Source organism: Pseudomonas agarici, assembly GCF_001543125.1.
Classification (GTDB): Bacteria; Pseudomonadota; Gammaproteobacteria; order Pseudomonadales; family Pseudomonadaceae; genus Aquipseudomonas; species Aquipseudomonas agarici.
This window is the reverse complement of sequence record NZ_CP014135.1, coordinates 1251501-1267680: the sequence shown is the minus strand read 5'-3', so window position 1 is coordinate 1267680 and position 16180 is coordinate 1251501. Positions and strand designations below refer to the sequence as shown.

General features: G+C 59.7%; 13 protein-coding genes and 1 pseudogene. 8 read left to right on the top strand and 6 right to left on the bottom strand.

Annotated features, from left to right (window positions below; translation table 11 throughout):
- Positions 1–54: 54 nt before the first annotated feature.
- Positions 55–609, bottom strand: coding sequence for a hypothetical protein (locus AWM79_RS05580; protein WP_060782349.1), 555 nt, complete (start codon positions 607–609; stop codon positions 55–57).
- Between the two features lie 118 nt (positions 610–727).
- On the opposite strand from AWM79_RS05580, the gene AWM79_RS05575 reads away from it, so the two are divergent.
- From AWM79_RS05575 to AWM79_RS05555, 5 genes and pseudogenes are all read left to right on the top strand, one after another.
- Positions 728–1150, top strand: coding sequence for a hypothetical protein (locus tag AWM79_RS05575; RefSeq protein ID WP_060782348.1), 423 nt, complete (start codon positions 728–730; stop codon positions 1148–1150).
- Between the two features lie 155 nt (positions 1151–1305).
- Positions 1306–1540: pseudogene (locus tag AWM79_RS05570) on the top strand (restriction endonuclease); the annotation flags it as partial.
- A 134-nt stretch (positions 1541–1674) separates the two neighbouring features.
- Entirely contained in the window at positions 1675–2598 is a 924-nt protein-coding gene (locus AWM79_RS05565) for a LysR substrate-binding domain-containing protein (RefSeq protein WP_060782346.1), read from the top strand.
- Positions 2599–2755: 157 nt separating this feature from the next.
- Positions 2756–3676: a LysR substrate-binding domain-containing protein gene (locus AWM79_RS05560; protein WP_060783941.1), complete on the top strand. Its 921-nt coding sequence runs from the start codon at positions 2756–2758 to the stop codon at positions 3674–3676.
- Positions 3677–3687: 11 nt separating this feature from the next.
- Positions 3688–4032: an MmcQ/YjbR family DNA-binding protein gene (locus AWM79_RS05555; RefSeq protein WP_060782345.1), complete on the top strand. Its 345-nt coding sequence runs from the start codon at positions 3688–3690 to the stop codon at positions 4030–4032.
- Between the two features lie 168 nt (positions 4033–4200).
- On the opposite strand, the gene AWM79_RS05550 is transcribed toward AWM79_RS05555, so the two are convergent.
- Entirely contained in the window at positions 4201–5028 is an 828-nt protein-coding gene (locus AWM79_RS05550) for an undecaprenyl-diphosphate phosphatase (protein WP_060783940.1), read from the bottom strand.
- Positions 5029–5326: 298 nt separating this feature from the next.
- On the opposite strand from AWM79_RS05550, the gene pnuC reads away from it, so the two are divergent.
- From pnuC to AWM79_RS05535, 3 genes are all read left to right on the top strand, one after another.
- The gene (pnuC, locus tag AWM79_RS05545) at positions 5327–5890 is read left to right on the top strand and encodes a nicotinamide riboside transporter PnuC (protein WP_060782344.1); all 564 of its coding nucleotides are present in this window, start codon (positions 5327–5329) and stop codon (positions 5888–5890) included.
- Positions 5887–6411: an AAA family ATPase gene (locus AWM79_RS05540; RefSeq protein ID WP_060782343.1), complete on the top strand. Its 525-nt coding sequence runs from the start codon at positions 5887–5889 to the stop codon at positions 6409–6411. Before pnuC ends, AWM79_RS05540 begins: the two co-directional genes overlap by 4 nt.
- A 450-nt stretch (positions 6412–6861) precedes the next feature.
- Positions 6862–7125, top strand: coding sequence for a hypothetical protein (locus tag AWM79_RS05535; RefSeq protein WP_017131880.1), 264 nt, complete (start codon positions 6862–6864; stop codon positions 7123–7125).
- Between the two features lies 1 nt (position 7126).
- Here the strand turns inward: AWM79_RS05535 and AWM79_RS05530 are convergent, their stop codons facing one another.
- The 4 genes from AWM79_RS05530 to AWM79_RS05515 are packed head-to-tail and all read right to left on the bottom strand — an operon-like array spanning position 7127 to position 16120.
- On the bottom strand, positions 7127–8620 hold the full coding sequence (locus tag AWM79_RS05530) for an efflux transporter outer membrane subunit (protein WP_060782342.1): 1494 nt from the start codon (positions 8618–8620) through the stop codon (positions 7127–7129).
- Positions 8617–11724, bottom strand: coding sequence for an efflux RND transporter permease subunit (locus tag AWM79_RS05525; RefSeq protein WP_060782341.1), 3108 nt, complete (start codon positions 11722–11724; stop codon positions 8617–8619). Before AWM79_RS05525 ends, AWM79_RS05530 begins: the two co-directional genes overlap by 4 nt.
- Positions 11721–14822: an MdtB/MuxB family multidrug efflux RND transporter permease subunit gene (locus AWM79_RS05520; protein WP_017131883.1), complete on the bottom strand. Its 3102-nt coding sequence runs from the start codon at positions 14820–14822 to the stop codon at positions 11721–11723. The genes AWM79_RS05525 and AWM79_RS05520 overlap by 4 nt, the downstream gene beginning before the upstream one ends.
- Positions 14819–16120 carry an MdtA/MuxA family multidrug efflux RND transporter periplasmic adaptor subunit gene (locus AWM79_RS05515; protein WP_026013168.1) on the bottom strand — a complete coding sequence of 434 codons (1302 nt, stop codon included), beginning with the start codon at positions 16118–16120 and terminating at the stop codon, positions 14819–14821. Before AWM79_RS05515 ends, AWM79_RS05520 begins: the two co-directional genes overlap by 4 nt.
- Positions 16121–16180: the final 60 nt, after the last annotated feature.

Sequence of the window (16180 nt, the reverse complement as noted above, 5' to 3'; positions counted from 1 at the left end):
AAGTGGCCCTCAAACTGCATGCGAAAGAGCTTAGGGAGACGAGTGCCTGGCCAATCATTCCAAGATCGACGCCTCTGACCCCTCCCGTGCAATTTCCATGGCCGGGCGCCCTGCCAGTTTCATCGCTGAATAGTCCTGAACTAAGATCACACGGCTAACGGTTTCGAAATCCGCTCGATAGAAACAGAGCCTTTCGAAGTTTGCATACATGGCTTTCGACATCGCCAACGCATGGCCGCAGGTCTCACCGGTCGTAAGGGCCGGTAGGTTCAACAGGATGGCGTCACGCAGAGCGATCGCAGCCCTGTCATCTTCACCAGTCGACGAGCGACCTGAATGGTATGGACGTGCTGCGCGAGCCTGCATCAACTCAGTGGCCTCGTCGTTGATCCGGGAGAGAGAAGCGTTTCCATTTTCTGAGAAAGGGAAGTTATCGTCGTGCCGCATGTCGGTGTATACGCACAGCGTGTCAAACATACCTTGCACATGGGCATTACTGATCACGCCACTGAAATCATTATCGAATTCGTACAGATGGTCGAGCTTCAACTGGGCAGCCTCAAGAAGCGCTCTCTCCCAAGGACTCGAAAACGCGGGTTGCTTATCCATGGCCTGACTCATCAAAAATACTGCGCGATGCTACTACATGATCGTGTGAAACGTTTCCTGATGCAGTTGGTCAGCAGCTAGCTAGACTGAGGTCTTTGACTTCAAAGAGAGCGCTGGAATGACCGAGTCCCCGTACGTTAAGCACCGCGAAGCCTTACTCGAAGGCAAGTACGGCACCGCGTACCTGCTCCAACAGTTCATTCTCCATCAGTACGACCCCTACAGGTACTCGTTCGAAATCGATAATCATCGCGGAGGGTTCGACAGCCGACATTTGCAGATGTACCAGGACATGAAGCAGTGGTTCTGGGAAAACGGTCAAGCGTCGGATGGCTTCAGGGAGCTCGCTGAGACTATCGAAGCTAGATGGATCCGCCAGGCGGAAGCCAACCGGGATGAGCTTTTTCGGCTCAGGGAGATGCGTCCGGAAGACTACCCGCACGACAATGGGAGTGATCAACTGGACTCGTACAAATTGGCTATAGCGCGTCATGAGATGTACCACGAAAGATATGTCGAGAAGGGTTTTCTCGATGAGTAATCTCACCGCTGAGACAGCGTGGACGCCGACATGGCACGGAGCTATCGTTCTGCATCGCGCGACGTAGGCATTGGGCTGTTCACTGGCTGGCGATAGCTGATCAGTACTGCCCTTCCCTTCGTTGTCATGTCGCATTCTGCTCAGAAGGGAATCCCATGATCTATCAATGCAACGGATGCAACAGAACCACGTTTGAAACCGCCTGCCCGTGGTGTAACAGCACCCAGGTGTCCCCCTCTGCAGAACTGCGCGCACAGAACCTGACGCCTCTTGACCCGTCCTTTTACCCCGACTTCCAGTACCAGTCCAAGGGACTCATCATGGATTTTCTGGGCAAAAAGAAGGAGCAGGCCCAGCTAAAACGATCTGCTCAATAACGTGTTGAGGAAACCCCTTACTGGAAACGAGTGTACGAATCACCTCACTGGTTTCTTACGCCTTTTCTACGCCGACGTGCGTCTCATCCCTCCCCTTCGTTACAATACCCACGCCTACGCCACCACAGCTCACTGGAAAAGAAGCACGTGTCTACCAGCGCCCCCAGAAACCTGAATGATCTTTTTTACTTTGCCAAGGTTGTTGAGGCAGGAGGATTCGCGGCGGCAGGCCGGATACTGGGGATTCCCAAATCACGGCTATCCCGTCGAATCTCTGAGCTTGAAGAACGCTTGAATGCCCGGCTTCTGCAGCGCACTACCCGCAAGCTCCAACTCACCACTTTAGGGGAGCGGTACTTACGGCATTGCCAAGCGATGCTGCTTGAAGCGGATCTGGCGGATGAGATGGTGGCAAGCGCTGCAAGTGTGCCGCGAGGGCCGCTACGAGTGAGCAGCCCGGTGGGTTTAGCAAATCAATTTCTGACGCCTATTGTTAGAGATTTTTTGTTGAAATTCCCGCAGGTTGAACTTGATCTGCTGCTAGTCAACCGTCGAGTAGACTTGATTAACGAAGGCATTGATGTCGCCTTAAGGGTTCGCGAAGCGGACGATGAGGAACCCAACTTGATCAGCCGGCGGCTGCGTGAAGCTCACACCGAAGTCGTTGCCTCGCCGGATTTCGCTAGTGATCGGAAATTGACTCACCCACATGAGTTGACGTCCCTGCCCTTCCTTGGGGCTCTCGACCCAGATCGTCTTTCGCGAACGCGCCTCTTTAATGAGAAAGGTGAACGGTACGAGCTAGCGATGCCTGCGCGCTTAGGCGTTGAGGACTTTTCGATGCGAAAGCAGGCAGCTTTGGCCGGCTTGGGCTTCACGGTGCTTCCAATGATGTACTGCGAAACAGAGCTGGCCGAAGGAACGTTGGTGCGACTACTTCCTGAGTGGCACTGCCCTCCCGCGTGGCTGCAAGCAGTGTATCCGCACAGACGTGGGGTCTTGCCCGCCGTAAGGGCGTGGCTAGAACATCTGGGGCATGCATTCGATCAGTGTGGCGATCGTCCGCTCTGATCCTCTCTCGAACTCACGACCTTGGGGTGCTGGATAAATGGAGTTTCTAGACTAGGCTCAGCCAGGATCGTAGCCGCTCAATTCTGATTTTTTTTGACGAGTCGTCAATTTCATTATCAACCTAATGCTCTGATACTTATCAATAAAAGGTTTTTTGATTGGTGGTGCCTCTAGGAAAACAGGCCATCTCTACTACTTCGCCAAGGTGGTGGAAGCCGGTGGCTTCGCCGCCGCCGGGCGTTTGCTGGGGGTTCCCAAGTCGCGCCTGTCGCGGCGTATCGCCGAACTGGAGGAGCGCCTCGGTACGAGGTTGTTGCAGCGCACCACGCGGCAATTGAAACTGACCGCTGTCGGCGAACGTTACCTGCGCCATTGCCAGGCAATGTTGTTGGAGGCGGAAATGGCCGATGAGGCCGTGGCCAGCATGTCCAGCGAACCGCGTGGGCGATTGCGGGTGTCGTGTCCGGTGGGACTGGCCCAGGAATTCATGCCCTGGGTGATTTCCAGCTTCCTGGCCGCGCATCCGCTGGTCCAGCTTGAGGTGCTGATGGTCAACCGTCGTGTCGACCTGGTCGCCGAGGGCATCGATGTCGCTCTGCGGGTTCGCGAGCACGGCGACGAAGATCCGTTGCTCGTCACCCGGCGGCTACGCCGGGCGCAGACCTTCATGCTAGCTACGCCGGCTTTCTTGCAAGAACACCCGATCAACAGCCTCGACGATCTCAAGGACGCACCGATCCTCGGCGCCCTGGAGGCGGATCGACTGGTCCACCTGAGCCTGCGGGACGAGCGTGACCAGAAACGCGAATTGATCCTCGAGGCCCGGCTGGGGGTGGACGATTTTGTCGTGCGCAAGGCCTGCGCGCTCGCAGGGCTGGGCTTTACCGTGCTGCCCATGTTGTACTGCGAACAGGAGCTGGCCAACGGTACCTTTGTGCGGATTCTGCCCGAATGGTCGTTACCCGGCGGCTGGCTGCAGACGGTCTATCCCCATCGACGCGGAGTATTACCGGCCGTGCGGGCCTGGATCGATCACCTGGCCGAAGTATTCAACGGATGTGGGGACAGGACACTGTGAAAGGATCCACGATGAACCCGGCAGCAATTGCGCGTTTCTGCCTTGATCTGCCAGGTGCCAGGGAGGACGACAAGTGGAACGGCGTGCAGGTATTTTCCATTGCCGAGACCAAGATGTTCGCCCTGCTCAACCTGAGCGGCGACACCCTGTCGTTCAAGGTCGACAAAGAGCTGTTCCTCGGTCATATCGATCGTCCGGGAATCCGCCCCGCCCCCTATCTGGCCCGGGCCTATTGGATCACCATGACGGCGCCCTACCCGCTGGGCGCCGGCGAACTGCAGATGCTGCTCAAGCGCTCTCATCAACTGGTGGTCGGCAGGCTGCCCAAGCGCATGCAGGTGGGCCTGCTGCTATAGAAAGGACAGGCGAGCCAAACCGGTGCCGAGAAACAACGGAGCGATCCAAAACACCTGGTGCGGTAGCGTGATAGCCCGCAAAGCAATACCCAAACTTGAGTTTGAGCCTGGGGGGCTGCAACTGGCCAACGGGCGTTGGCCAGTTGCGTCACGGGTTACCCGGCCCCGTCATCCTTCGCTCGACCAGTCGATCCAGCCGAACTGCCAAGTGGCCAGAATCACCAGGCCAAACACGATCCGATACCAAGCGAACGCCGCATAGCTGTGACTGGCGATGAATTTCAGCAGGCCACGGACGGCGATCATCGCGAACACAAAGGATGTCACGAAGCCCACGGCAAACACCGGCAGATCGGCCATTTGGAACTGATGGCGAAAGCCGTAGCCGGAGTACACCGCGGCGGCGACCATGGTCGGCATCGCCAGGAAGAACGAGAACTCGGTAGCGGTCTTGCGCGACAGGCCAAACAATAAGCCACCGATGATAGTCGCCCCGGAGCGCGAGGTACCGGGAATCATCGCCAGGCACTGGGCGAAGCCGACTTTCAAGGCATCTTTCCAGTTGATCTCATCGACGCTCTCGGCACGCACCACATGCTCCCGGCGCTCGGCCCAGAGGATGACCAGGCCACCGACCACCAGCGCTGTGGCAACGGTAATCGGGTTGAACAGGTAAGTGGCGATGAGATCCTTGAACAACACCCCGAGAATCACCGCCGGCATGAACGCCACCAACAGGTTGACGGTGAAGCGTTGTGCCGTGCGCTGGGTCGGCAGATCCCGTATCACAGTGAAAATTTTCTCGCGAAACTCCCAGACAACCGCCAGGATCGCCGCGAGCTGAATGATGATATTGAAAGCAATTGCCCTTTCACCACCAAAATTGAGTAGATCCGCCACGATGATCTGATGTCCAGTGCTGGAAATCGGCAGAAACTCGGTCAAACCCTCGACAATACCCAGTATCAACGCCTGCGCGGCGCTCCAAAGATCCATCATTCCCCCTCACGGCCCGCCCCTGCGGGCCCTTATAAAATTCAAAAGCCGCGGCTCGCCCCTGGCGTCATCTCGCATCGAAGCGGCCTCACCACCTGTCGCCAAACCATGAAAAATGCCTGAAAAATCAAACATCAATCAGGTTTGGCGATTTCGGGCCGAAATCCTATCAGACATATTTGTTTATCGCTGCCTCGATATAGTCATAAGCAAGCCACAAGGAGCAATCAACCCACTCCTCTCCCTGAGACAGTCTGGTTACAATCCGCCCCTTCTTTTTCGATTCAAAGGAAACTCCATGTCCGGGCTTGAACTGGTTGGCGCCGCGCTCGGCGTGATCGCTGTCTGGCTGACAGTCAAGCAAAACCCCTGGTGCTGGCCGATCGGCCTGGTCATGGTGCTGCTTTATAGCTGGATCTTCTTCGACGTCAAGCTCTATTCGGACATGCTGCTGCAAGTGGTTTACGCCGTACTGCAGCTCTATGGCTGGTGGCAATGGACTTACGGCGGCACCGTCCGCCATGGCCGAAAGGTCACGACCCTTGGCTTGCGACCCTTGCTCACGGGACTCGCCGCCGGTGCCTTGGGCAGCCTGCTGCTGGGCGCCGCCATGGCTCATTGGACCGACGCCGCCCAACCCTGGCTGGATGCCGCCCTGACCGCCTTCAGCCTGGTGGCGCAAGTTTGGATGGCGCAGAAGCGTATCCAGTGCTGGCCGCTGTGGGTCGCTGTCGATGTGATTTTTGTCGGCCTGTTTATCTATAAGGACCTGTACCTGACCGCGGCTCTCTATGCCTTGTTCACCCTGCTGGCTGTACAGGGCTGGCAGGCATGGCGAGCCGACTCGGCGCCGCAAACATGAAGGTAGTGGTGCTGACCGGCCCCGAGTCCAGCGGCAAAAGCTGGCTGTCGGGCGAGTTGCAGGCACGCTTTGGCGGCCTGTTGGTGGGTGAGTATGTACGTCACTTCATCGACCAACACGGGCGCGACACCTGCCTGGCCGATATCACCGAGATCGCTCGCGGTCAACTGGCTTGGGAGGACGAAGCCCGCGCCCGCCAGCCGTCACTACTGATTCTCGACACGCACCTGCTGAGCAATATCCTCTGGAGCCAGACCTTGTTCGGCGATTGCCCGGCGTGGCTCGAACCGGCACTGCTGGTCCGACAGTATGACCTGCATCTGTTGCTCAGCCCCGACGGGGTGGGCTGGACCGACGACGGCCAACGCTGCCAGCCGAACCTGAACGAGCGTCGTGCTTTTTTTGCCGCCAGCCTGGCGTGGCTGACAGCACATCGGCAGGCAGTCCAGGTAGTCGACGGTGATTGGCAACAACGACGCCAACAGCTCATGGCGGCTGTCGGGCAACTGCTGGAGACCTGAGGGAAAGCGAGGCAATCAGCCGACGATGGGCAAACCAGGGCGCAGGGACGCAACCGATAACCGTGGTCTGCAGAGTCGACGACCAGGAGACTTCTGGGAGGCGCAGTTTGCTGCAAGGTTACTCGCCACCACTTGAGCTAAAAAATACCATTAAAAACAGCAGCTTGTAAAACCAGATCGTCGCACCTGCAATAACTTGACGCCTACTTGCATCGTTTGATTATTAGCTTGTTCAGCCACGGCTGATGGTACACATGACCGAGGCCACAATTTTCTATTCCCAGTCGCACAATAGTGCGTTAACGAACTATATAAACAAAAATGAAAAAACTTTATTTACCATGTGACCTGATACCACTTAGCGGACATCAGTATATATAACCAGCCGCGACGGTACGCCCAACCGACGGCTTGCAGCATGATTATCGGGCCACTTTGAGAGAAGACCCCATGAACGCCCCGCTCCGTTTCAACGAAGCACTCCTGATGGCCGGCAACGCATTCAAACCCTTCCAATGCGTAGCCTGGACGGCACAAGACAAAGGCGACCTGAGCCTGACGGTGATCGATCGCACTAATAACAGCATTGGCCGCCAGCAGATATCCTGCAGCGACTACTCGGACCCGAAGCAACTGAAATTACTGTTGGAACAGGCCCGTGCCGAATTGAGTAAAAAAGGCTACGACTTACAGCCGTGGACCATGTCCGCCTGAGCTACCGGGCAGCACTCGGATCCGTATTGCCGTCCCAGCCGCCACCGAGCGCCGCAATCAACTGCACGCTGGCGATCAAGCGGCTTTGCAGCAGGCTCAGTACGCTGCGCTCATTGCTCAGGGCGGTGGTCTGCACCGTGACCACATCCAGGTAGGCAATCAGTCCGGCCTTGTACTGGTTATCGGTCAGCCGCAGTGACTCACGGGCTGCATCCAGTGCCTGCTGGCGGACTGCTGCTTCGTCCTCCATGACCTTGAGCTGCACCAGGTAGTTTTCCACCTCGCGGAAGCCGTCGAGCACGGTCTGGCGGTATTTCGCGACGGTCTGGTCATACACCGCCTCGGTACGGTCGACTTCCGCCGAGCGCTGCCCGCCGTCGAACAGAGTCATCGCCAGTTTAGGCCCCACCGACCAGAATCGGTTCGGCAGGCTGATCCAATTGGCATAGGTACTGCTGCTGTAACCGCCGGACAGGCTCAGGCTCAGGTCCGGGTAGTACGCCGATTTCGCCACACCGATCTTGGCATTGGCGGAAATCACCGAACGCTCCGCCGAGGCAATATCGGGACGCCGCTCCAGCAACTGCGATGGCAGACTCAGCGGAATCTGGGGCAACGCCGGAATATCCTGGGTGGTCACCAGGGTGAATTGCGCCGGTGGTTGACCGGTGAGTACGGCAATTGCGTTTTCGAATTGGGCACGCTGCCAGATCAGGTCAATCAGATCACCCTGGGTACTTTTCAGTTGCGTTTGCGCCTGGGCAATGGCCGCCCTGCCGGAAACCCCAAAACGGTATTGGTTCTCGGTGGTTTTCAAGGAGCGCTCGTAAGCCATGACCGTGGCTTCGAGCAGACGCTTCTGCTCATCGATCACTCGCAACTGCAGGTAATTCTGCACCAGCTCCGATTGCTGGCTTAAGCGCATGGCCGCCAGATCGGCAAAGCTCGCCTGGGCGCTGGCCTGATCGGCTTCCAGGCCACGGCGCAACTTGCCCCAAATATCGGCCTCCCAACTGACCCCAAGCTGAGTGTTGTAGGTATCACGTATCCCGCTCGACGAACTGCTCAGGCTTGAGGTGCTACTACCGCTGCCTTGGCTGGAGCGAGTCTTGCCGGCACTCAGGTCGACACTCGGAAAGAATGCGCCGCGCGAGCTGCGCACCAGGGCCTGGGCCTGGCGAAACTGCGCTTCGGACTGGGCCACCGTCTGGTTGCTGCTGTTGAGTTTCGCCACCAGGTCGTTGAGCGTGCGGTCGCCATACAGCTCCCACCAGGCGCCACGAGCCAGCGAATCGCTGGGTTGAGCCTGGCGCCAACCGGACGCCTCCTTGTATTGCTCCGGGGTCTGGGCATCCGGGCGCCGGTAGTCCGGGCCAACAGCACAAGCGCTGAGCAACAGCCCGGCCAAGGCCAGAGTCAGCAGGCGCGAGCCACGGGCCGTCTCAAGGCGTAGGGCTGCCGGTACGGGCGCGTTGCAGTGTGAACGGTCAGTCATAGCGGAGTTTCCAGAGCACCATCGGTACGTACACCGCGCCAGGCGTTAAAGCGGTGGCGCAGCCGGTCGAGATAAAGGTAAACCACCGGAGTGGTATAGAGCGTCAGGATCTGGCTGAAGATCAGCCCGCCAATAATGGTCAAGCCCAATGGCTGGCGCATTTCCGCACCTTCGGCGCTGCTGAGCAGCAACGGCAAGGCGCCGAGGATCGCCGCCAACGTGGTCATCAGGATCGGGCGCAGGCGCAGCAGGCAGGCTTCGCGGATCGAGGCCAGGGGCGCAAGTCCCGAATGCCGCTCCAGTTGCAGGGCCAGATCGATCATCAGAATCGCGTTTTTCTTTACGACACCGATCAGCAGGAACAACCCGAGCAGGGAAATCAAGCTGAACTCGCCCCCCAGCAGATAGATACTGAGCAAGGCGCCGACACCCGCCGACGGCAAGGTGGAGAGAATGGTCAACGGATGGATGTAGCTCTCGTAGAGAATCCCCAACACCAGGTAGACCGCCACCAGCGCTCCGAGAATCATGAACGGCTGGCTTTTCTGGGTTGCAGCGAAGGCGTTGCTGGTCCCGGCCATTTTGGCAATCACAGACTCCGGCAGGCCGACCTTGGCGACCGCCCGCTCAATCGCTGCGGTGCCCTGCTCCACCGTCACCCCAGGCGCCATGTCGAACGACAGGCTTTGCGAGGCAAACTGGCCCTCATGGTCGACCCGGTCGTCCTGCAGGCTGTTTTCGTAATGGGCGATGGCCGAAAGCGGTATGCGCTGCCCATCGCTGCCGATCACCTTGACCTGGTCCAGAGTTTGCGGGTCTTGGGCATATTTCGGGTTGACCTCCATCACCACCTGATACTGGTTCAGACTGTCATAGATGGTAGAGATCTGGCGCTGGCTATAGGCATTGTTCAGTACCGCCGTGACCATGTTCATGTCGACGCCCAGGCGCTTGGCGGTGTCGCGGTCGACCACCAGGGTGGTCTGTTGGGCGCCACGACCTTCGCGGGCGTCGATGGCGGTGAGTTCCGGCAAAGACCTGAAGGCGGCGACCACCTTCGGATACCACTCGCGCAAGGCCGCCAGGTCGTCGCTTTGCAAGATATAGGAGTACTGTGAGGTGGTCTGTTCACGACCACCACCGAACTGCAGGTCCTGGTCGGCCATCAGCATCAGGCGCGCACCGGGAACCTTGGGCATTTCGTTGCGCAGGCGCTCGATCACCTTCTGCGCCGAGACACCACGCGCCTTGATCGGCTTGAGTCGCACCAGCATGAGGGCGTTGTTAGTGCCGCTGTTGCCACCGATGAAGCCGGCCACGCTCTCCACCGCTGGATCGGCCAGGACTGCTTTGCGGAAGATTTCCATTTTCGGCTGCATAATGCCGAATGACAGGCCGTCATCGCCGCGCACAAAACCGATCAACTGCCCGGTGTCTTGCTGTGGCATAAAGGTTTTCGGTACCACCACGTACAGGGCTATATTGACCCCAATGGTGACGAACAGGCTGAGCAAGGTCAGGCGCCGATGGCGCAACACCCAGTCCAGGCTGACGGCATAACTGGCGATCATCCGCTCGTTGACGTTCTCGCTCCAGCGCTGCAAGCGCGTGCGCCGCCCCTGGGCATGGGGTTTGAGCCAGCGGGCACAGAGCATCGGGGTCAGGGTCAGGGAGACCAGCAGCGAAACAACAATGGAAGCCGCCAGGGTAATGGAAAACTCGCGGAACAGACTCTCGATGATCCCGCCCATGAACAGGATCGAGAGGAACACCGCCACCAGCGACACGTTCATCGACAGCAAGGTAAAGCCGACTTCCTTAGCCCCCAGGTACGCCGCCTTCAGCGGCGCGAGGCCAGCGTCGATGTGCCGGGAAATGTTCTCCAGCACCACGATTGCATCGTCCACCACCAGGCCGGTGGCGAGGATCAGCGCCATCAGCGACAGATTGTTCAGGGAGAATCCGTAGAGATACATGATGGCGAAAGTGCCCACCAACGACACCGGCACCGCCAGGGTCGGAATCAATGAGGCGCGCCAATTGCCGAGGAACAGATAGACCACCAGGACCACCAGGACCACGGCAATCAGCAAGGTCATCTCGGCTTCATGCAGAGTTGCCTTGATCACCGGCGAACGGTCCATGGCCAGGTTCAGCTTGACGCTGGCCGGTAGCACCGCCTGCAGAGCCGGCAGTTGGGTCTTGATCGCGTTGACCGTCTGGATGATGTTGGCCCCAGCCTGACGATTGATCACCAACAGCACGGCTGCGTCGTTGTTGAAAAAACCGCTGTTGTAACGGTCCTCGACGCTGTCGTTGATCTTCGCCACATCGCCCAGACGCAATGCCGCGCCATCCTGGTAATGGATAATCAGTGGCTCGTAGTCCTTGGCCTTCTCCAACTGGTCGTTGGCCTGTATCTGCCAGTTACGCTGGGCGTCCTCCAGCGAACCCTTGGGTCGGCGCACGTTGGCGTTGGCGATGGCGTTCCGCACTTCGTCCAGGGCCACGCCATACTGGTTCAGGGCCTGAGGTTCGAGCTCGATGCGCACCGCCGGCAGCGAGCTGCCGCCAATCTGCACCTCCCCCACCCCTGGCACCTGAGACAGGCTCTGGGACAGGATGGTCGAGGCCAGGTCGTAAAGCTGACCCTTCTGCAACACATCGGAGGTCAGCGATAGCACCATGATCGGCGCTTGGGATGGATTGACCTTCTTGTAGGTCGGCATGCTGCGCATACCGCTGGGCAGCAGGTTGCGCGAGGCGTTGATGGCCGCTTGGACCTCCCGCGCCGCGCCGTTGATATCACGGTCGAGATCGAATTGCAGGATCACCCGGGTCGAGCCCTGACTGGACCGGCTGCTCATGGTGTTGACGCCGGGGATCACGCCGAACGAGCGCTCCAGCGGCGTGGCGACGGTCGAAGCCATGACTTCCGGACTCGCTCCGGGCAGACTGGCCTGGACCACGATCACCGGGAAATCCATCTGCGGCAATGGCGACACGGGCAACAGACCGAAGCTGACGCCGCCGAGCAGGACAATGGCCAGGCTCAGCAGCAGGGTCGCCACCGGCCGGCGGATAAAGGGGCCGGAAAGGTTCATGTATCCGCCTGTTCCAGGCGACTCGGATGGCGGCCCCAACGCTGTCCGAGACGGTCGAAGAACAGGTAGATCACCGGCGTGGTGAACAGCGTCAGCACTTGGCTGACCAACAGCCCGCCGACCATCACCAGGCCCAAGGGTTGGCGCAGCTCAGCGCCGGAGCCGGTCGCCAGCATCAGTGGCACGGCACCGAACAACGCCGCCAGAGTGGTCATCAGGATAGGCCGGAAGCGCAACAGCGCCGCCTGGTAAATCGCCTGCTCGGGCAGCATGCCTTGGTTGCGCTCGGCGTCGAGGGCGAAGTCGATCATCATGATCGCGTTTTTCTTGACGATGCCGATCAGCAATATGATCCCGATGATGGCGATCATGCCCAGGTCATTGCCCGTCAGGATCAGCGCCAGCAAGGCGCCGACCGCCGCCGATGGCAAGGTCGAGAGGATGGTGATCGGATGGATGTAGCTCTCGTAGAGCACGCCGAGCACGATATACATAGTCACTACTGCTGCCAGGATCAGTAGCAAGGTGCTCGAAAGCGACGCCTGGAAAGCTTCGGCGGCGCCCTGAAACTGGGTCTGCACGCCCACCGGCATACCGATGTCCTGCTTCACCTGGTCGATGATTTCGACGCCCTTGCCCAGGGCGATGCCCGGTGCCAGGTTGAACGACATCATCACCGCCGGGAACTGGCCAATATGGGTAATCGCCAATTGCGCCTGGCGCTCCTCGACGCGAGCCAGGCTCGACAGACGTACCTGGCCGCCGTCGCTGGTCTTCACATGGATCTGATCCAGAGCCGCCGGACCGATCTTCTCTCCCGACTGCGCCTGGAGCACCACGCGATACTGACTGGCCTGGGTGTAGATGGTGGAAATCTGCCGTTGGCCAAAGCTGTCGTACAACGCATCGGTGATATTGGCGACCGACACCCCGAGCCGCGACGCGGCGTCCCGGTCGATCGTCAGGTACACTTGCAGGCCTTTGTCCTGCAAATCGCTGGCGACATCGGTCAGTTCCGGGCGCTGGGCCAGAGCCTCGACCAGCCTGTGGCTCCATTCGGCCAACAGGTCGGCATCCGGCGAGGACATGCTGAATTGGTACTGGGTGCGGCTGACCCGGTCCTCGATGGTCAGATCCTGCACCGGCTGCATGTACAGGCGAATCCCCACCTGCTTGTCCAACTCGGGCTGCAAGCGGGCGATCACCTGCGCGGCACTCAGGTCGCGCTCGCGATGGGGCTTGAGGTTGATCAGCAGGCGCCCGCTATTGAGGGTGGCGTTGTCGCCGTCGACGCCGATATAGGACGACAGGCTTTGTACCGCCGGATCGTTGAGGATCACCTTGGCTAACGCCTGCTGGCGTTGGCTCATGGCCGCGAACGACACCGACTGCGGCGCCTCGGAAATGCCCTGGATCACCCCAGTGTCCTGCACCGGGAAAAAGCCCTTGGGCACCGCCAGGTAGAGGAGTACCGTCAGGGCGAGTGTGCCGACGGCAACCAGCAGGGTCAGCGGTTGGTGCTTGAGTACCCATTGCAACTTGCGCCCGTAGGACGCGATCAACCAGTCGATCCAGGCCCCGCTCGCACGGTAGAAACGCCCCTGCTCTGCTTCCTTGGGCTCACGCTTGAGCAGGCGTGCGCACATCATCGGGGTCAGGGTCAGGGACACCACCAGGGAAATCAGGATCGCCACTGCCAAGGTGATGGCGAATTCGCGAAACAAGCGCCCCACCACATCGGCCATGAACAGCAGCGGAATCAGCACCGCGATCAGCGACAGCGTCAATGACACCAGGGTGAAACCGATCTGCCTGGCGCCTTTGAGTGCCGCCTGCATCGGGCTATCGCCCTCCTCGATAAAGCGCGAGATGTTCTCCAACATCACAATCGCATCGTCGACCACAAAGCCGGTGGCAATGGTCAGGGCCATCAGGGTCAGGTTGTTGACCGAAAAGCCCGCCAGGTACATCACGCCAAAAGTTCCGACCAACGACAGCGGCACGGCCACCGAGGGAATGATGGTGGCACTGGCCCGGCGTAGAAACAGGAACGTCACCATCACCACCAGAGCAATGGCGATCAGCAGCTCGTGCTGTACATCGGTGACCGAGGCGCGAATGGTCTGGGTGCGGTCGGTGAGTACAGTGACATCGATACCGGCCGGCAGGTTGTCGGTGATGCTCGGCAACAACGCCTTGATCCGGTCGACCACTTCGATCACGTTGGCTCCCGGCTGGCGCTGGATATTGACCAGCACCGCCTGGTTTTCGTTGGCCCAGGCCGCCAGGCGTTCGTTTTCGGCACCATCGACGATCTGCGCCACATCCTTCAGGCGCAACGGTGCGCCATCCTTGTAGGCGAGGATCAACTCGGCGTATTCCTTGGGCGAGCGCAACTGGTCGTTGGCATCGAGCATCGACACCCGGGTGGGGCCGTCGAAGTTGCCCTTGGGCTGGTTGACGTTGGAGGCGCCGATCAAGGTGCGCACATCGGACAGGTTCAGGCCGTTGGCCGCCAGAGCCTCGGGGTTGACCTTGATCCGTACCGCCTGGCGCTGGCCGCCGGCAATGCTGACCATGCCGACACCACTGATCTGGGCGATCTTCTGCGCCATGCGAGTGTCGACCAAGTCATTGAGCTTGGGCAGCAGCATGGTCTTGGAGGTGATCGCCAGGGTCAGCACCGGGGTGTCCGCCGGGTTGACCTTGTTGTACACCGGCGGTGCCGGCAGGTCCTTGGGCAGCAGGTTAGTCGCGGCATTGATCGCCGCCTGGACCTGCTGCTCGGCGACATCCATGTTGATGTCCAGGTTGAAGCGCAGGGTCAGCACGGACGCACCACCGGAACTGGTGGACGCCATCTGGATCAACCCCGGCATCTGCCCGAACTGACGTTCCAGCGGCGCGGTCACCGCACTGGTCATCACATCCGGGCTGGCGCCTGGGTACAGGGTCATAACGCGAATCGTCGGGTAGTCGACCTGCGGCAGCGCCGAGACCGGCAGCAGCCGGTAGGCGATCACTCCGGCCAGGACAATCGCCAACATGCTCAGGGTGGTCGCTACCGGGCGAAGGATAAACAGCCGCGAGAGATTCATGCGCCGACCTTTTTCGCCTTAATATCCGCCGAAGCGTCGTCGCTCTGCGATTTCGCGCCGTGCAGGTGTTCGGTCGGCGTGCTCGGCACGTCCTGGCTGTCGTTGACCACTTCCACCTCGCCGCCGTCCTTGAGACGGTCGGTACCTTCGAGCACGACGCGGTCGCCGGCGCCGAGCCCTTCGGTGATCACCGTGACGTTGCCGTCGCTGGCGCCGACTTTCAGTGGGCGGATCTTGACCTTCTTGTCACCGTCCATGGCGTAGACAAAGGTGCCGTCGTTGCCGAACTGGATCGCCGCGCTCGGTGCCAGCACTACGTTCTTCAGGGTATCGGCAAGCAGGCGCACATTGACGAACTGGTTGGGAAACAGGGTCTGTTCCTTGTTCTCGTAGAGCGCCTTGAACTTTAGGGTGCCAGTGGTGATATCGATCTGATTGTCCAGGCTCTGCAACACCCCGGTAGCTTGCAGCTTCACGTCACTGCGATCCCAGGCCTCGGCAGGCAGGTGCGCGCCGCTGCGAAAACGCGGCAAGACGACGGCCAGGTTATTTTCCGGCAAGGTGAACGCCACGCTGATCGGTTGGGTCTGGGTGATCACCGCCAGCGCTTGACTATCGTTCGCCGCCAGCAGGTTGCCGACATCCAGTTGGCGCAGGCCCAGGCGCCCGGCAATCGGTGCGCGGACCTTGGTGAACTCCAGGTTCAACTTGGCGGCATCGACCGCCCCCTGGTTGTTCTTGACCATGCCCTGGTACTGCAGCACCGTGGCTTCGGCGGTATCCAGGGTCTGCTTGGCGATACTGTCCTCGGCATACAACCCGCGATAGCGTTGCAGGTCGACCTGGGCATTTTTCAGTTGCGCCTGGCTCTGCAACAAGGTGCCCTGGGCCTGCAGCAAGGCACTTTGGTAGTTGCGCGGGTCGATCTCGGCCAGCACATCGCCGGCCTTGACCATTTGTCCTTCCTGGAAATAAATCTTGACCAGTTGCCCCGCTACCTGCGAGCGCACATTGACCGTGTTGAGCGCGGTCACCGTGCCCAGTGCCTTGTAGTAAAGTGGGAAATCGCCAACGGTGACCGGCGCTACGCGCACCGGTACCGGCCCCGCCGAAGCACCGAAACCGGGGCGCATCATGCCGCTCTTGCCGGTACGCCCAACAGGTTGGCGTTCGGCCTTATGGTCCCCGGCGGGCCAGAAATGCCAGCACAGCGCCGCGATGATCAGCAGGGTCAGCAGGCCGAATAGCCAGCGACGGGAATTGCGAGGAGCAGAGGATTGCATGGAGTGATCAACCATTGTGCGAGCGCTTCTTCCTTAGGAGGCTGAAAGATAAGCACTCGGAGGTTTCAAGCAAAG

Bases quoted from the DNA above. Each gene is read 5' to 3' on its own strand.
- pnuC (WP_060782344.1), top strand. From the start codon at position 5,327: ATGTCCGGGCTTGAACTGGTTGGCGCCGCGCTCGGCGTGATCGCTGTC.
- AWM79_RS05525 (WP_060782341.1), bottom strand. From the start codon at position 11,724: ATGAACCTTTCCGGCCCCTTTATCCGCCGGCCGGTGGCGACCCTGCTG.
- AWM79_RS05550 (WP_060783940.1), bottom strand. From the start codon at position 5,028: ATGGATCTTTGGAGCGCCGCGCAGGCGTTGATACTGGGTATTGTCGAG.
- AWM79_RS05580 (WP_060782349.1), bottom strand. From the start codon at position 609: ATGGATAAGCAACCCGCGTTTTCGAGTCCTTGGGAGAGAGCGCTTCTT.
- AWM79_RS05555 (WP_060782345.1), top strand. From the start codon at position 3,688: ATGAACCCGGCAGCAATTGCGCGTTTCTGCCTTGATCTGCCAGGTGCC.
- AWM79_RS05515 (WP_026013168.1), bottom strand. From the start codon at position 16,120: ATGGTTGATCACTCCATGCAATCCTCTGCTCCTCGCAATTCCCGTCGC.
- AWM79_RS05540 (WP_060782343.1), top strand. From the start codon at position 5,887: ATGAAGGTAGTGGTGCTGACCGGCCCCGAGTCCAGCGGCAAAAGCTGG.
- AWM79_RS05530 (WP_060782342.1), bottom strand. From the start codon at position 8,620: ATGACTGACCGTTCACACTGCAACGCGCCCGTACCGGCAGCCCTACGC.
- AWM79_RS05535 (WP_017131880.1), top strand. From the start codon at position 6,862: ATGAACGCCCCGCTCCGTTTCAACGAAGCACTCCTGATGGCCGGCAAC.
- AWM79_RS05575 (WP_060782348.1), top strand. From the start codon at position 728: ATGACCGAGTCCCCGTACGTTAAGCACCGCGAAGCCTTACTCGAAGGC.
- AWM79_RS05520 (WP_017131883.1), bottom strand. From the start codon at position 14,822: ATGAATCTCTCGCGGCTGTTTATCCTTCGCCCGGTAGCGACCACCCTG.